The sequence below is a fragment of the Ruegeria lacuscaerulensis genome, assembly GCF_013034745.1.
GTDB classification, from domain to species: Bacteria; Pseudomonadota; Alphaproteobacteria; order Rhodobacterales; family Rhodobacteraceae; genus Ruegeria; species Ruegeria lacuscaerulensis_B.
Map to the genome: position 1 here is coordinate 132,150 of NZ_WQGP01000008.1, position 13,590 is coordinate 145,739.

Here is a 13,590-nt window from a genome sequence, read left to right on the forward strand (position 1 = left end):
TGGCTATGTCGGATATTAAACCCGAAACCGCCGAAAGACTGGGCCGTCTGGTCGAAGAATTTGTTGGCAACGGCGCGGATTACTACCGCAATACATTTGCCTATATGATGGAAGCCCCTGGCTATCGCTTCACGCTGAATCTGGCCGCTGCAATCCTTGGGCCGCTCTGGTTTGGCGCGCGCGGTCTTTGGTCGTGGTTTCTGAGCTTTATGGTGCTGGAAACCTTTGCCTATATTCAGATTGGCAAAGGTCTTTTTGGGGATCTTGGCCGCGAAGCCCGGCAGCGCGCGGAAAAAATCGGAGAGACGCTAGACCTTCGTCGTGAACAGATCGCAGTCGCTGAGCAAACAGGGGCATCATCTCTGGATTCCTTGAAACGGGCTGCAGAGTCACTGGAAGCAGCTCTGGCACAAGCTCAGGACGCGGCGGTTCAGGCGGATGCGACTGGACTTGGATTCATTATTGTTGGGCTGCTGTTGTTGGTGGCGTTCAAATTTATCCAAGCCGCACTTGCCAACTGGACGCTTGAGGGCCAGTTCGCGCGGTGGCGCTCGGACCGAAGCGCGGCCAGTGGGTGGTCACCCCAGCGTCTGCTAGTCGCGGTGTTTCTTTTTGGCAGCGTTGTCAGCCTGTCAGTAATTAAGTTTGCCCAGCCTGATGCGTTTGCTGTGCTGAAGTCCTTTCCCACGGATCGCACCTGGAGATTGACCGTCGGCGATGGCGTTCAGGCTGTATTTGATTGGACCAAAACCACTGGACGCGGTTTTTTTGACAGTCTGACATTCGGCATGAGAACCCTTCTTGACTGCATAGAGGTTATTCTTGTGCAAACCCCGTGGCCCGTAGTCGGGCTTGTCATCGTGTTGCTGGCCTATCTCACTGCTGGTGCTCGCGTTGCCATCTTCACCGGGGCTGCGCTCGCATATTTGGGTTTGCTCGATTTCTGGGAAAAAGCAATGACAACCATTGCATTGTTAGGGGCTGCGGCGTTGATCTCGATCACGCTTGGCATCCCACTTGGGATCTATTGCGCCCGTCGTCCCAAGGCATTTGCAATTGTTCGTCCGATCCTCGATTTCATGCAGTCCATGCCAAGCTTTGTTTACCTGATCCCGGTTGTTGCATTTATCGGATCGGGCAAACCCGCGGGTGTCGTCGCGACCATGATCTTTGGCAGCCCACCGGTCATCCGTTTTACTGTACTCGGGCTTCAACAAGTGCCTGAAACCGTACGCGAAGCCGCATTGGCGTTTGGTGCGACACCGCGCTATTTGCTGTGGCGTGTCGATCTTCCGCTTGCGGCGAAGACCATTATGGCAGGCGTGAACCAGACTATTCTTCTGTCTCTGGCGATGGTGGTCGTGGCCTCACTGATCGGTGCCAAAGGGCTTGGTGAAGATGTGCTTGAAGCTCTGCAATACGCGGCAGCGGGACAAGGCATTCTTGCCGGTCTAGCGATCTTGTTCTGCGCTCTGATCCTTGACAGGATTGTCGCCGGAAAACGATAGCCGCCGCCTTTGCGAAGGGAAGTCGGTCTAGAGCAGAAGCTGTTTAACGCAAGTAAATGGTCAAATGTGCGCCAAACCAGACACGCTCATCCTGCTTAGCGCCAAGCCAAGTTTGCGGGTGCTAACCTCAGACCGTTTCCGGCTCGGTTGCCGCCATGAGTGTTGGCAGGCCTCCGATCCGAGCAAGAAGAGACACGATATCATCCACCCCTTTGCGATGTCGAAGTGACGCAAATACGAAAGGTCTGCCGCTGCGCATCCGTGTCGCGTCGCGGTTCATGACGTCCAACGATGCGCCGACATGCGGTGCCAGGTCGGTTTTGTTGATAATCAGAATGTCGGATTTGGTGATCGCGGGGCCACCTTTGCGCGGGATTTCCTCGCCAGCGGCAACGTCGATCACGTAAAGCGTCACATCCGCAAGTTCCGGGCTGAATGTGGCTGACAGATTGTCGCCACCGCTTTCGATCAGCACCAAATCGACCTCCGGATGGCGGTCCTGCATTTCGGCCACGGCGGCAAGGTTGATCGAAGCATCCTCGCGGATCGCCGTGTGGGGGCAACCTCCGGTCTCGACACCGATGATCCGGTCCTGCGGCAGGATCTGCATGCGCATAAGCGCTTCGGCATCTTCGCGGGTGTAGATGTCGTTGGTGATCACGCCCACCGAAAGCTTGTCGCGCAGTGCCTCTGCCAGAGCGGCGGTCAGGGTGGTTTTGCCTGCACCCACGGGGCCTCCGATGCCCACGCGTAGGGGGCCGTTCATACTGGTCATGTTCGGAACATCCTTGAATATTGGGTTTCGTGTTTCATCGACGCGATGTCGGACAAGAAGGCGGTCGCGCCAAGGTCGTCCATTTTAGCTGCAAGAGAACCCGTTGCGACGCGTTGGCACAACGGGGTCAAATCCCGGATCAACCGCTGGCTTTCTGTCTGGCCCAACGGCACAAGGCGTGTCGCGCAGGCGACCAGGTTCGACATGAATGCCTGAAGGTACATCTGCGCGGTCAGCGCCAAGGGCAGCCCCCACAGTCCGGCGGCATGGCCCAGCGCGACAGGATAGGTCAGGGGTGGCAGGTCAAGCGACCAGACATCGGCTGTAAGCCCGCTGAACGCCTCACCCAGAAGACGTGTTTCCCGCAGACGCTCGGATGAGGGACAGAAGGCGCGTGCGGTTTGATCGATTTCGGCCAGAGCAACTGCCGGAGCGGCATATGCCGCCGACAGCAAGATACAATCGTTGCGCCCCGTGCCGAACTCGACGACATCGGCAATCCACGCGCCTGTTTCGGCGACCGAGGAAACGCTGCCGCTCTCGATTTCCCATTCCAGCCCATGCGAATAGGCAAATCCGCCTACGGGGTAGGCAGGTGAGAGCCATTGCGCCAGCGTCAGTATGTCGGTGTCAGTGGGCGTGGCCATGGGTCCTGCCGTGGCCATAGGCCCCACCTTCGGGGGTGAAAGGTTCGCGCACCTCTCGCACCGTGGCGCCAAGCTTCAGCAACATATCGCGAATGACGTGATCGATCTGTATCAGCAGACGCTGGGTTTCGACCTGGCAGGGCGTATGACGGTTGCCGATATGCCAGGCGATGCGGGTCAGGTCAGGTGCGGTGACTTCCAGCAATGCTTCGGGGGCGGCCTGAATGACCACCTCGCGCCCGTCATCAAGGACAAGCGCGCCGCCATGATCCAGCGAGGTGGTCTGGGCTAGGTCGATCAGAATTTGCTCGCCGCTGTCGCAGGTCAGAACCTTGCGGCGCAGAAAGCGGTCTTCATAGGTCAGCGACAGATGATCGGCCGGTTCACCATGTGAGTGGTTCGAATATTGGCGCGCGGTGCAGAGTAGGGCGGTCATATGCTTGCCCCCTCTGCAGCGGAGATTTTCAGAGCCAGATCGAGTCCGCGAATACTCGGTGAACGATCCGATCCCGTGTAAGTCCACGTTTGCGAAGTTCTTCGTCGCTGAGCGATTGCAGGAATTCGACTTGCCGTACGCGTGTCTGAGCTTCGGCCACGCGGATCAATGCCAAGTAGATTCGCGATGTGGTGGATGCGATCAGGCCGGACAGTGAAACCCGTGCCGGAGTGTGCGTTGCTGAATGTGCCATTTGGACCCTCGTTTCCGTTGGTCCTCCCATGAGCTTGAAAATGTGTCATGTCAGCCTCATTGAGTAGTGGGTTTTTGGTCATGGCCGCGTTGCAAATGCAGCAACGCAGCACAATTTTTGGTCAAAACATAAAGTACCGCTGGGCCATCGGCAGAACCTCGGCCGGTTGGCAGGTCAGCAATTCGCCATCGGCGCGGACTTCGTAGGTTTCGGGATCAACCTCAACCTGCGGCGTGGCGTTGTTCAGCAGCAGGTCGCGCTTGCCGATATTGCGGGTGTTTTCGACGGCAACGGTTTGCTTTGCCAGTCCCAGTGTATCACCAATCCCCGCAGCCTGCGCCGCGCCCGAGACGAAAGTGATCGCCGAATGCTCGACCGAGCGCCCATAGGCCCCAAACATAGGCCGGCTATAGACCGGCTGCGGTGTGGGGATCGAAGCATTAGGGTCGCCCATCTGCGCGCAGGCAATGGTGCCACCCAGCAGAACCATCTCGGGTTTGACCCCAAAGAAAGCTGGGTTCCACAGCACCAGATCGGCGCGTTTGCCTTCTTCGATGCTGCCGATCTGATGGCTTAGACCGTGGGCAATCGCCGGGTTGATCGTGTATTTGGCGATATAACGGCGCACGCGAATATTGTCGTTTTCGCCGGTTTCCTCGGGCAGGCGACCGCGTTGTTTCTTCATCTTGTCGGCGGTCTGCCACGTGCGGATCAGAACCTCACCCACGCGGCCCATGGCCTGACTGTCGGATGCGATGATGCTGAACGCGCCCATGTCGTGCAGAATGTCCTCGGCTGCGATGGTTTCACGCCGGATGCGGCTTTCGGCAAAGGCCACGTCCTCGGGGATGGATTTGTCGAGGTGGTGGCACACCATCAGCATGTCCAGATGCTCTTCGACCGTGTTCACGGTGAACGGGCGCGTCGGGTTGGTGGACGAGGGCAGAACGTGGTTCTCGCCACAGATCTTGATGATGTCGGGGGCATGACCGCCGCCTGCGCCCTCGGTGTGGAAGGCATGGATCGTGCGGCCCTTCATGGCGCCCACGGTGTTCTCGACAAAGCCGGATTCGTTCAGCGTGTCGGTGTGGATCATCACCTGCACGTCCATCGCATCGGCCACCGAGAGACAGCAATCGATGGCGGCAGGGGTCGTCCCCCAATCCTCATGCAGTTTCAGGGCGCAGGCACCTGCGTTGACTTGTTCTTCCAGCGCGGCGGGCAGCGAGGCGTTGCCTTTGCCTGCAAAGGCGAGGTTCATCGGAAAGGCGTCGGCGGCCTGCAGCATCCGCCCGATATGCCAAGGGCCGGGGGTGCAGGTGGTGGCCAACGTCCCATGGGCCGGGCCAGTGCCGCCGCCCAGCATGGTGGTCAGGCCGGAATGCAGCGCATCTTCGATCTGTTGCGGGCATATGAAATGGATATGGCTGTCGAACCCGCCGGCGGTCAGGATACGCCCTTCGCCCGCAATGGCCTCGGTGCCGGGGCCGATGATGATGTCAACACCGGGCTGCGTGTCGGGATTGCCGGCCTTGCCGATCTTGGCGATGCGTCCGTCTTTCAGACCCACATCCGCCTTGTAGATGCCCGAGTGATCCACGATCAGCGCATTGGTGATGACCGTGTCCACGGCCCCCTCGGCCCGCGTGGCCTGAGACTGCCCCATCCCATCACGGATCACCTTGCCGCCACCGAACTTGACCTCTTCGCCGTAGAGCAGCGCATTGTCGCCCGTTCCGCCAGTCGCGGCCGCGCCGGCGCGTTCGGCGGTCAGGTCGCGTTCAACTTCGATCACCAGATCGGTATCTGCCAGCCGCAGCTTGTCGCCGGTGGTGGGGCCGAACATGGCAGCATAGTCAGAGCGTTTGATTGTTGCTGGCATCAGAGCGACCCCATGACCTTTTGATTGAACCCGTACACCTTGCGCGCCCCCCCGATGGGGATCAGCGAGACTTCGCGCGCCTGACCGGGTTCGAACCGAACGGCGGTGCCCGGCGCGATGTCCAGACGCATGCCATGTGCGGCAGTGCGGTCGAAATCCAGCGCCGGGTTGGTTTCGGCGAAATGATAGTGCGAGCCGACCTGAACCGGGCGGTCGCCGGTATTGGCGACCATGAGGGTGATTGCCTCGGCATTCGCGTTCAGGGTGATCTCACCTTCGGCTGGGAACAGCTCTCCGGGGATCATTTGTTCAGCTTTGTCATCACGACCAAAGCTGCCAGCGCGACAACCGCCAAACCGACGCCCAAAGTGGCATAGTCCGTACCGTGCGCATGAATATGCGTGTCGGTATGGGCAGCGGCAGGGCCAGCAAGGATCAGGGCTGGGAAGAGCATACGGGTCATATTTGTGTTCCTTTGTTAGCGAATAGGGTTGTGGACGGTCACCAGTTTGGTGCCATCAGGGAAGGTGGCTTCGACCTGAACTTCGTGGATCATCTCAGGCACGCCTTCCATGCATTGCGCGCGGGTGATCACTTCGGCCCCCGCTTGCATCATGTCAGCCACCGATCGGCCATCACGCGCGCCCTCGACCACGGCGTCGGTGATCAGCGCGATCGCCTCGGGGTGGTTCAGCTTTACGCCACGGGTCAGCCGCTTTCGGGCGACCTCGGCGGCCATGGCGACCAGCAGTTTGTCTTTTTCACGGGGGGTCAGGTTCATGTCAGATCATCCAGCATCTGGGAAGCGTGTCATTGTTCAATCGCCGCAGAACCGGCATCAGCGTGCGGCGGAGGGTAAAGCTGTTCTCGGCCAGCACCCGGATTACCAGCAGATCGTCTTGGATCAGCGAGGCTCCGGCGGTTTCGGATAGCATATCGCGGATGGGGTCGAGTTGGCCCTCGGCTGTGGGAGAGACAAAGGCAACCAGCGCCATCGCCCCCGCGCCGCCTGCGATATGCGGTTTGGCCAGATGCGCGTGCAGATCACCGTCGTATTGCATCGCGTCCAGAAACAGCGGTGTGCCATCGCGCAGGATCTCGACCCGGTCGCGCAGGCGGATATCGGTCAGGGTCTCGCCCATCGCCATGCGGCCAAAGACCAGCGGTTCTACCATCAGTGCGGTGGCTTCCGGGGCAAGGTCGATCTGCAACCGACGCTCCAGCGCGCTGCCGTCAAACAGGATGGTTTCCTGCGGCAGCCAGTTCAGCCGCGCACCCGGAGCGACGCTTAGGTGGTTCACGATCTGGCCCGAGGGACCAGGTTTGGCTTTATACGCGCGCTCGCAGGTCTGAGTTGTTAGCGTCAGGGTGGTGTCGTCGCCCGCATGGCCGGTAAAACGGAAATTGTCGCCGCCGGTGATCCCGCCAGCGGTGTTCAGCAGCACCGCGTTCAACGCGTCGCCATCGGTGCGCGGAAACAGGCACTTGAACGAGCCCGACTGCCGGAACCCGTCCAGAACCGAGGATGTGCCCAATCGTTTGGCACTCAGCCGAATCGCACCTTGCGCGCGCGGCGGGGTCGCGGCTTGCGTGGGCAATATCGAGGCATGATGTGTAATGGCGCACCTGCGGATCACTTTGTTCTGCCGCTTGTTTCGCCGTTTGGACGTCGGAACTCTATTCTGCCTTGTCGGAATTGGGCCAATATCCGGCGGATTGGATTAATTTTTGAGCGAATTGGTTAACGACTGCCTGAAAATTAAACAAATGAGGCGGATTGTCGGAAATGATCTGTCAACTATTTGCCAAATTCTCTGCGATGCAGAAACGGTATGGGTGCCCGCCACGGGGACGATCCCCGAGGGTGTGTGACGGCTGCGCGAATTGGACCTCGGACACAACCGCCACACGGATCGCAACAACAGTTGCGGGGATCAGGTAGAAGAAGAGTGCGTATCTGCGCAAGCCCTCTCTCCCGGCCCCGCCCAGGAGAATCATATGACATCTCTCAAATCCACGCTCGCCGGATCTCTCGTCTTTGCCGCCATGGCGACCGCTGCACTGTCTGCCGAAGACACGATCAAAGTCGGTGTATTGCACTCGCTTTCTGGCACCATGGCGATTTCGGAAACCACGCTGAAAGACACCATGTTGATGCTGATAGACCAGCAAAACGCCAAGGGTGGCCTGCTGGGCAAACAGCTTGAGGCGGTTGTCGTCGACCCCGCATCCGACTGGCCGCTGTTTGCTGAAAAGGCGCGCGAGCTGCTGACCGTGCATGAAGTGGATGTGATCTTCGGCAATTGGACCTCGGTCAGCCGCAAATCGGTTCTGCCGGTGATCGAAGAACTGAACGGCCTGCTGTTCTACCCGGTTCAGTATGAGGGCGAAGAATCGTCCAAGAACGTCTTCTACACCGGCGCCGCGCCGAACCAGCAGGCAATCCCTGCGACCGACTATTTCTTGGAGGAGCTGGGGGTCGAGAAATTCGCTCTGCTCGGCACAGACTATGTCTACCCCAGAACCACCAACAACATTCTGGAAAGCTATCTGAAGGGTAAAGGCATCGCGGACGAGGATATCTTCGTCAACTACACCCCCTTCGGTCATTCCGACTGGTCCAAGATCGTTGCGGACGTGGTCGCGCTGGGTGCAGACGGTAAGAAAGTTGGCGTGATCTCGACCATCAACGGTGACGCAAATATCGGCTTCTATAAAGAACTGGCAGCAGCAGGCGTTTCGGCAGATGACATTCCTGTCGTGGCCTTCTCGGTCGGTGAAGAAGAACTGTCGGGTCTGGACACGGCAAACCTAGTCGGCCACTTGGCCGCGTGGAACTACTTCCAGTCGGCGGATACCGACGTGAACGCCGAATTCGTTGAGACGTGGAAAGCCACCATGGGTGAAGACCGCGTGACCAACGACCCGATGGAAGCGCATTACATCGGCTTCAACATGTGGGTGAATGCCGCGACCGAGGCGGGCTCGACCGAAGTCGACGATGTGCGCGCCGCGATGTACGGCCAGGAGTTCCCGAACCTGACCGGTGGAACCGCAGTCATGCTACCGAACCACCACTTGGCCAAACCGGTTCTGATCGGTGAGATTCAGGAAGACGGTCAGTTCGATATCATCAGCGAGACCGACGTTGTGCCGGGTGATGCCTGGACCGACTTCCTGCCGGAATCGGCGGTTCTGATCTCGGATTGGAAAGAGCTGGGCTGCGGTATGTACAACACCGAGACCAAGACCTGCGTTCAGACGCTATCGAACTACTAAACGACACGCAAGGCGGGTGTGATCGCCCGCCTTGCCCTTAAGACACCTCGGGTTTCTTTACATGTTACGACTATTCCTTGCGGGCCTCGCAATCCTGTGCGCCTGCCTGACGGCCAACGCGCAAGAGGGCGGTCTGCAACCGATCCTGCAAGAGCATCAGGAGATCATCGCCAAAAGCTCGCGCAAGACGATCGGACCGGCGATTGAAGCGATTGCCAGCAGCGGGTTGCCGCAAGCGCAGGTCATGCTTGAGACGTGGGCCGCCAAAAACGTGTGGATGCGCAAGTCCGATGGCCTGTTCTTTGCCGGCAAAAAGGGTGAAGGGCGTTCATATGAGCTGACCGATTTCGACACCGGAGAGGTCGTCGGGACGTTTGAGAAATCCGACCTGAAACAGTTGAAACCCAATAGCGGCATCCGCGCGATGATCGGCACGGCACTGGTACAATTCCAACTGACCGACCCGGATCGTGCAAAACGACTGGCCGCTTTGACGTCTATCCAACGCGATCCCGAGGGCGCTCTGCTTGAGCCGCTGCGCGCGTCGATTGATGGCGAACCCGATGCCGATCTGAAAGCGCAGAAGCAACGCCTCGAGCGGTTGCTGACCATCGGCTACGACGAAGATACTGCAGCCCGTGTGGCCGCGATCGAGGAGATGTCCGACGATCTGGGTGTGGACGTGCGCGCGGCTTTGAACCCTCTGGTCGTGACCAAGCTGCAGACGGCGACAGATTTACCTTCGGATGTGAATATCGCCGGTGTACTGCAACCGGGCTCGAATGACCTGTCGCGTGATGCCGCCTATGATCTGTTGGTCGCGGGTGACCTAGCCAAACCCCGTGTATCGCCCGATGACATCCGCACGGCGCTGGCCGCCAATATAGACGGAGGCCGCTTGGGCGGTGTTCCGGTTGCGCAACTGACCACTGACGCCGCCCGGGCGCAGGCTTATGCGGCATTGGCCGAAGCCGGAACTGTCCCCGCGTTGATCACGCAGACTGACATCGACGCAGCGCTGGGCGCGCATGTGTTCTTTGAAACCTATGCAGAGCCGTCGGGCGAAGTCACAGCCGCCGCCGAAAAGGCGTTGGACCAGATCGAGCTAAAAGTCGGCCTGAACCAGACCCTCGACCTGACTCTGGACGCGATTTCTCTGGCCTCGATCTATTTCCTCGCGGCCATCGGTCTGGCCATCACCTTCGGTGTGATGGGCGTCATCAACATGGCCCATGGCGAGTTCATCATGATGGGCGCCTATACCGGCTATGTGGTGCAGCAGTTTATCCCCGACCATACGCTGTCGATCATCGTCGCCATCCCGATGGCCTTTGCCGTCACTTTCGCCATGGGCGTCGCGATGGAGCGGCTGGTGATCCGTTGGCTTTATTCTCGCCCGCTGGAGACTCTGCTGGCGACGTTTGGTATCTCTATTGCGCTGCAACAACTGGCCAAGAACATCTTTGGCACGCAGGCCCGCCCACTGACTGCACCGGGCTGGCTGGACGGAGCATGGGTGCTGAACGATGTGGTCTCGATCAGTTACATCCGTATCGCGATCTTTGTTCTGGCGATGATCTTTCTGGGACTGTTCCTGTACATCATGAAACGCACGCGGCTGGGGCTTGAGATGCGCGCCGTCACGCAGAACCCGCGCATGGCCGGGTCGATGGGCATCAACCCGGGGCGGGTGAACATGCTGACCTTTGGCCTCGGCTCGGGCATCGCCGGGATCGCGGGGGTTGCGATTGGGTTGTTCGCCAAGGTCACGTCCGACCTAGGCAGCGATTATATCGTGCAAAGCTTCATGACCGTGGTTGTCGGGGGTGTCGGCAACATCTGGGGTGCTCTGGCTGGTGCGGGCATGATCGGCTTCCTGCAAAAGGGGATCGAGTGGATGAACCCGTCGAATACCCTTGCAGCGCAGACCTACATGATCATCTTCATCATCATTTTCATCCAGTTCCGGCCAAGGGGTATCATCGCCCTCAAAGGCCGCGCGGCGGGGGATTGAGCCATGGAACGCAGCTTTGTTGCCAAAAACCCCTCGGTCCTGGTCTTTCTGGCCATCCTGTCCCTGTTCACTTTGGGCGTCACCGTCCTGTCCGAAGGGTTCGGGATCGGCGTGATCTCGACCAGTTTCGTCAAGACGCTGGGCAAAACCCTGTGCCTTTGCCTGATTGCCGTAGCAATGGATCTGGTCTGGGGCTTCACCGGCATCCTTTCTCTGGGCCATTTCGCCTTTTTCGGGCTGGGCGGTTACATGATCGGCATGTGGCTGATGTATGAACGCACGCGTCTGATCGTCGTCGAGTCACTGTCGCAAGCCGAAATCCCTCCGACGTCATCCGAGGTCGTGGACGCCATCGGCACGCAGATCTTCGGTGTGGTCGGGTCGTCCGAGTTCCCGTTGATCTGGGCCTTCTCGGACAGCCTGTTCCTGCAGCTGGTACTGGTGGTGCTGGTACCGGGCCTGCTGGCGCTGATCTTTGGTTGGCTGGCGTTCCGCAGTCGGGTGACGGGCGTCTACCTGTCGATCCTGACCCAAGCGATGACTTTGGCACTGGCGCTGTACCTGTTTCAGAACGACAGTGGCTTGCGCGGCAACAATGGCCTGTCGGGCCTACAGAACCTGCCGGGTGTCACCGTCTCGCAGGACGTGGTGTCGATCTGGTTCCTTTGGGCCTCGGCACTGGCCTTGGGGCTGGGCTATTTGCTGGCGGCATGGGTGGTGTCGGGCAAGTTCGGCTCGGTCATTCGCGGCATCCGCGATAACGAGGCGCGGGTGCAGTTCCTCGGCTATTCGGTCGAGGTCTACAAGCTGGCCGTCTTCACTCTGACCGCCTGCATCGCCGCCATCGCGGGCGCACTCTATTATCCGCAGGCGGGCATTATCAACCCCGAGGAGATGGCCCCCATCGCCTCGATCTATCTGGCCGTTTGGGTCGCCATCGGCGGGCGCGGTCGCCTGTACGGTGCCGTCATCGGCGCGGCGTTCGTCAGTCTGCTTAGCACATGGTTCACCGGCGGGCAGGCCCCGGACATCCCGCTGGGCTTCTATACAATCAAATGGGTTGACTGGTGGCAGGTGCTGCTGGGCGTGTCCTTCGTGCTGGTCACACTGTTCGCCCCACAAGGGATCGGGGGGCTGTTCGACCTCTGGACCAACCGCAGGGCACCGCAGCGCCACGGTGCGGCCCTGGGGCCTGATGAAAGCGCGTTGCGCGAAAAGGAGGCCGCGGAATGAGCACTCTGCTAGAAGTCAGCGGCGTTTCCGTCACCTTTGACGGGTTCCGCGCCATCAACAACCTGTCGTTCCAGATCGGCAACGCGGAACTGCGCGCCGTGATCGGGCCGAACGGTGCGGGCAAGACCACTTTCATGGATATCGTCACCGGCAAGACACGTCCTGACGAAGGCCGCGTCATCTGGGGCGAGAAATCCGTTTCCCTGCTGCGCATGAGTGAGGCCAAGATCGCGCGGGCCGGGATCGGGCGGAAATTCCAGAAACCCACCGTGTTCGAAGATCAGAGCGTGCAGGAAAACCTGCTGATGGCGCTGAAGAACAAACGCGGATGGTTGGGCGTGCTGTTCTACCGCCCTTCAAAGGGCGATCTGGAGAAAGTCGAGGAACTGGCCGCCGAGATCGGCTTGAAGGACGAGTTGACCCGCAAATCGGGCGAACTCAGCCACGGGCAGAAGCAATGGCTTGAGATTGGGATGCTTTTGGCACAGGAGCCGCGCTTGCTTTTGGTAGACGAACCCGCTGCCGGGATGACCCCGCAGGAACGCGAACACACCACCGATCTTCTGGTGCAGGCCGCGAAAACCCGCGCCGTGGTTGTGGTGGAGCATGATATGGAGTTTGTCCGCCGTCTGAACTGCAAGGTGACTGTGTTGCACGAGGGCTCGGTTCTGGCCGAGGGGTCCTTGGACCACGTGACATCAAATCAGGACGTCATCGACGTTTATCTGGGGCGCTAGGCGATGCTGAAACTGAATGATCTGACCCTGCACTACGGGCATTCGCAAATCCTGCACGGTGTTTCGATGCAAGCCGCGCAGGGTGAGGTGACCTGCGTGATGGGCACCAATGGTGTCGGAAAGACCAGCCTGATCAAGGCAATCTCGGGCACGCATCCCCGCTCTGGCGGTACGCTGGAGCTGAATGGTGAGGTCCTCCCGCCCTTTCCGGCGCATAAAATGGCGTGGAAGGGGGTGGCATACGTTCCCCAGGGGCGCGAGATCTTTCCCCTGCTGACTGTGCGTGAAAATCTGGAAACTGGCTTTGCTTGCCTGCCGTCCAGCGAACACTTTATCCCCGATGAGATTTTCGACTTGTTCCCGGTTCTCAAGAAAATGCAGAACCGCCGCGGAGGTGATCTGTCAGGTGGCCAGCAACAACAACTCGCCATCGCACGTGCCCTGATCACCAAACCCAGCCTGCTGCTGCTGGATGAACCTACCGAGGGTATTCAGCCCAACATCATCCAGCAGATCGGTGAGGTCATTCGCCATCTGCGCTCTAAAGGTGAGATGGCGATCGTTCTGGTCGAGCAGTATTTCGATTTCGCCTATGACCTCGCTGACCGCTTCGTTGTTCTGAGGCGCGGTGAGATTTTGATGCAGGGATCGCGGCAGGAGTTGTCGCGCGAGCAGGTCCTGCAAGGCGTGACCGTGTAGCACACCCAATCCGCGAATTGGGGGCAAATGTGGCCGATCTGTGTTCTCAGATCGGCCATAAATGTGTTTGCGGTGTAAAATAAGCGGGAATCACCGGTCGAATCGCTGATTCAACGCAAGAGCAAGG

Annotated in this window: 15 protein-coding genes; 6 read left to right on the plus strand and 9 right to left on the minus strand. The window is 59.4% G+C overall.

The window, feature by feature from the left end; all coding sequences use genetic code 11:
* Nucleotides 1-5: 5 nt before the first annotated feature.
* Nucleotides 6-1,508 (plus strand): ABC transporter permease, encoded by a 1,503-nt coding sequence (locus GOV79_RS16735; RefSeq protein WP_170790644.1) that lies wholly within the window; start codon nucleotides 6-8, stop codon nucleotides 1,506-1,508.
* A 127-nt stretch (nucleotides 1,509-1,635) separates the two neighbouring features.
* Here the strand turns inward: GOV79_RS16735 and ureG are convergent, their stop codons facing one another.
* The 9 genes from ureG to GOV79_RS16780 all read right to left on the minus strand — a co-directional run bounded on the left by ureG (nucleotide 1,636) and on the right by GOV79_RS16780 (nucleotide 7,138).
* Nucleotides 1,636-2,283 carry an urease accessory protein UreG gene (gene ureG, locus GOV79_RS16740; protein ID WP_170786970.1) on the minus strand — a complete coding sequence of 216 codons (648 nt, stop codon included), beginning with the start codon at nucleotides 2,281-2,283 and terminating at the stop codon, nucleotides 1,636-1,638.
* Nucleotides 2,280-2,948, minus strand: coding sequence for an urease accessory protein UreF (locus GOV79_RS16745; RefSeq protein ID WP_237218048.1), 669 nt, complete (start codon nucleotides 2,946-2,948; stop codon nucleotides 2,280-2,282). Before GOV79_RS16745 ends, ureG begins: the two co-directional genes overlap by 4 nt.
* Nucleotides 2,914-3,366, minus strand: coding sequence for an urease accessory protein UreE (locus GOV79_RS16750; RefSeq protein ID WP_170790646.1), 453 nt, complete (start codon nucleotides 3,364-3,366; stop codon nucleotides 2,914-2,916). The genes GOV79_RS16745 and GOV79_RS16750 overlap by 35 nt, the downstream gene beginning before the upstream one ends.
* A 28-nt stretch (nucleotides 3,367-3,394) precedes the next feature.
* Nucleotides 3,395-3,619: a DUF1127 domain-containing protein gene (locus GOV79_RS16755; RefSeq protein ID WP_170790649.1), complete on the minus strand. Its 225-nt coding sequence runs from the start codon at nucleotides 3,617-3,619 to the stop codon at nucleotides 3,395-3,397.
* Between the two features lie 121 nt (nucleotides 3,620-3,740).
* Nucleotides 3,741-5,501 (minus strand): urease subunit alpha, encoded by a 1,761-nt coding sequence (gene ureC / locus GOV79_RS16760; protein WP_170790651.1) that lies wholly within the window; start codon nucleotides 5,499-5,501, stop codon nucleotides 3,741-3,743.
* A complete protein-coding gene (locus GOV79_RS16765) occupies nucleotides 5,501-5,806 on the minus strand; it encodes an urease subunit beta (RefSeq protein ID WP_170790659.1) in 306 nt (101 codons plus the stop codon). The genes ureC and GOV79_RS16765 overlap by 1 nt, the downstream gene beginning before the upstream one ends.
* On the minus strand, nucleotides 5,803-5,964 hold the full coding sequence (locus GOV79_RS16770) for a hypothetical protein (RefSeq protein ID WP_170773783.1): 162 nt from the start codon (nucleotides 5,962-5,964) through the stop codon (nucleotides 5,803-5,805). The genes GOV79_RS16765 and GOV79_RS16770 overlap by 4 nt, the downstream gene beginning before the upstream one ends.
* Nucleotides 5,965-5,979: 15 nt before the next feature.
* Nucleotides 5,980-6,282 (minus strand): urease subunit gamma, encoded by a 303-nt coding sequence (locus GOV79_RS16775; protein ID WP_170790661.1) that lies wholly within the window; start codon nucleotides 6,280-6,282, stop codon nucleotides 5,980-5,982.
* A gap of 1 nt (nucleotide 6,283) precedes the next feature.
* Entirely contained in the window at nucleotides 6,284-7,138 is an 855-nt protein-coding gene (locus GOV79_RS16780; protein ID WP_331252698.1) for an urease accessory protein UreD, read from the minus strand.
* Nucleotides 7,139-7,499: 361 nt separating this feature from the next.
* Between GOV79_RS16780 and urtA the strand changes: the two genes are divergently transcribed.
* From urtA to urtE, 5 genes are all read left to right on the plus strand, one after another.
* The gene (gene urtA, locus GOV79_RS16785) at nucleotides 7,500-8,780 is read left to right on the plus strand and encodes an urea ABC transporter substrate-binding protein (RefSeq protein ID WP_170790663.1); all 1,281 of its coding nucleotides are present in this window, start codon (nucleotides 7,500-7,502) and stop codon (nucleotides 8,778-8,780) included.
* Nucleotides 8,781-8,841: 61 nt separating this feature from the next.
* A complete protein-coding gene (urtB, locus tag GOV79_RS16790) occupies nucleotides 8,842-10,794 on the plus strand; it encodes an urea ABC transporter permease subunit UrtB (RefSeq protein ID WP_170790665.1) in 1,953 nt (650 codons plus the stop codon).
* Between the two features lie 3 nt (nucleotides 10,795-10,797).
* Nucleotides 10,798-12,027, plus strand: a complete 1,230-nt coding sequence (urtC, locus tag GOV79_RS16795; RefSeq protein ID WP_170790667.1) for an urea ABC transporter permease subunit UrtC — start codon at nucleotides 10,798-10,800, stop codon at nucleotides 12,025-12,027.
* The gene (gene urtD, locus GOV79_RS16800; RefSeq protein WP_170790669.1) at nucleotides 12,024-12,764 is read left to right on the plus strand and encodes an urea ABC transporter ATP-binding protein UrtD; all 741 of its coding nucleotides are present in this window, start codon (nucleotides 12,024-12,026) and stop codon (nucleotides 12,762-12,764) included. The genes urtC and urtD overlap by 4 nt, the downstream gene beginning before the upstream one ends.
* A gap of 3 nt (nucleotides 12,765-12,767) precedes the next feature.
* Nucleotides 12,768-13,463 (plus strand): urea ABC transporter ATP-binding subunit UrtE, encoded by a 696-nt coding sequence (gene urtE / locus GOV79_RS16805; protein WP_170790671.1) that lies wholly within the window; start codon nucleotides 12,768-12,770, stop codon nucleotides 13,461-13,463.
* The last annotated feature ends 127 nt before the right edge of the window (nucleotides 13,464-13,590 follow it).

What these genes read in the sequence shown, in the direction of transcription:
- GOV79_RS16775 (WP_170790661.1), bottom strand. Translation starts at nt 6,282, where the DNA reads ATGAACCTGACCCCCCGTGAAAAAGACAAACTGCTGGTCGCCATGGCC.
- ureC (WP_170790651.1), bottom strand. Translation starts at nt 5,501, where the DNA reads ATGCCAGCAACAATCAAACGCTCTGACTATGCTGCCATGTTCGGCCCC.
- urtD (WP_170790669.1), top strand. Translation starts at nt 12,024, where the DNA reads ATGAGCACTCTGCTAGAAGTCAGCGGCGTTTCCGTCACCTTTGACGGG.
- GOV79_RS16735 (WP_170790644.1), top strand. Translation starts at nt 6, where the DNA reads ATGTCGGATATTAAACCCGAAACCGCCGAAAGACTGGGCCGTCTGGTC.
- GOV79_RS16755 (WP_170790649.1), bottom strand. Translation starts at nt 3,619, where the DNA reads ATGGCACATTCAGCAACGCACACTCCGGCACGGGTTTCACTGTCCGGC.
- GOV79_RS16750 (WP_170790646.1), bottom strand. Translation starts at nt 3,366, where the DNA reads ATGACCGCCCTACTCTGCACCGCGCGCCAATATTCGAACCACTCACAT.
- urtE (WP_170790671.1), top strand. Translation starts at nt 12,768, where the DNA reads ATGCTGAAACTGAATGATCTGACCCTGCACTACGGGCATTCGCAAATC.
- urtC (WP_170790667.1), top strand. Translation starts at nt 10,798, where the DNA reads ATGGAACGCAGCTTTGTTGCCAAAAACCCCTCGGTCCTGGTCTTTCTG.
- GOV79_RS16770 (WP_170773783.1), bottom strand. Translation starts at nt 5,964, where the DNA reads ATGACCCGTATGCTCTTCCCAGCCCTGATCCTTGCTGGCCCTGCCGCT.
- GOV79_RS16745 (WP_237218048.1), bottom strand. Translation starts at nt 2,948, where the DNA reads ATGGCCACGGCAGGACCCATGGCCACGCCCACTGACACCGACATACTG.
- urtA (WP_170790663.1), top strand. Translation starts at nt 7,500, where the DNA reads ATGACATCTCTCAAATCCACGCTCGCCGGATCTCTCGTCTTTGCCGCC.
- GOV79_RS16765 (WP_170790659.1), bottom strand. Translation starts at nt 5,806, where the DNA reads ATGATCCCCGGAGAGCTGTTCCCAGCCGAAGGTGAGATCACCCTGAAC.
- ureG (WP_170786970.1), bottom strand. Translation starts at nt 2,283, where the DNA reads ATGACCAGTATGAACGGCCCCCTACGCGTGGGCATCGGAGGCCCCGTG.
- urtB (WP_170790665.1), top strand. Translation starts at nt 8,842, where the DNA reads ATGTTACGACTATTCCTTGCGGGCCTCGCAATCCTGTGCGCCTGCCTG.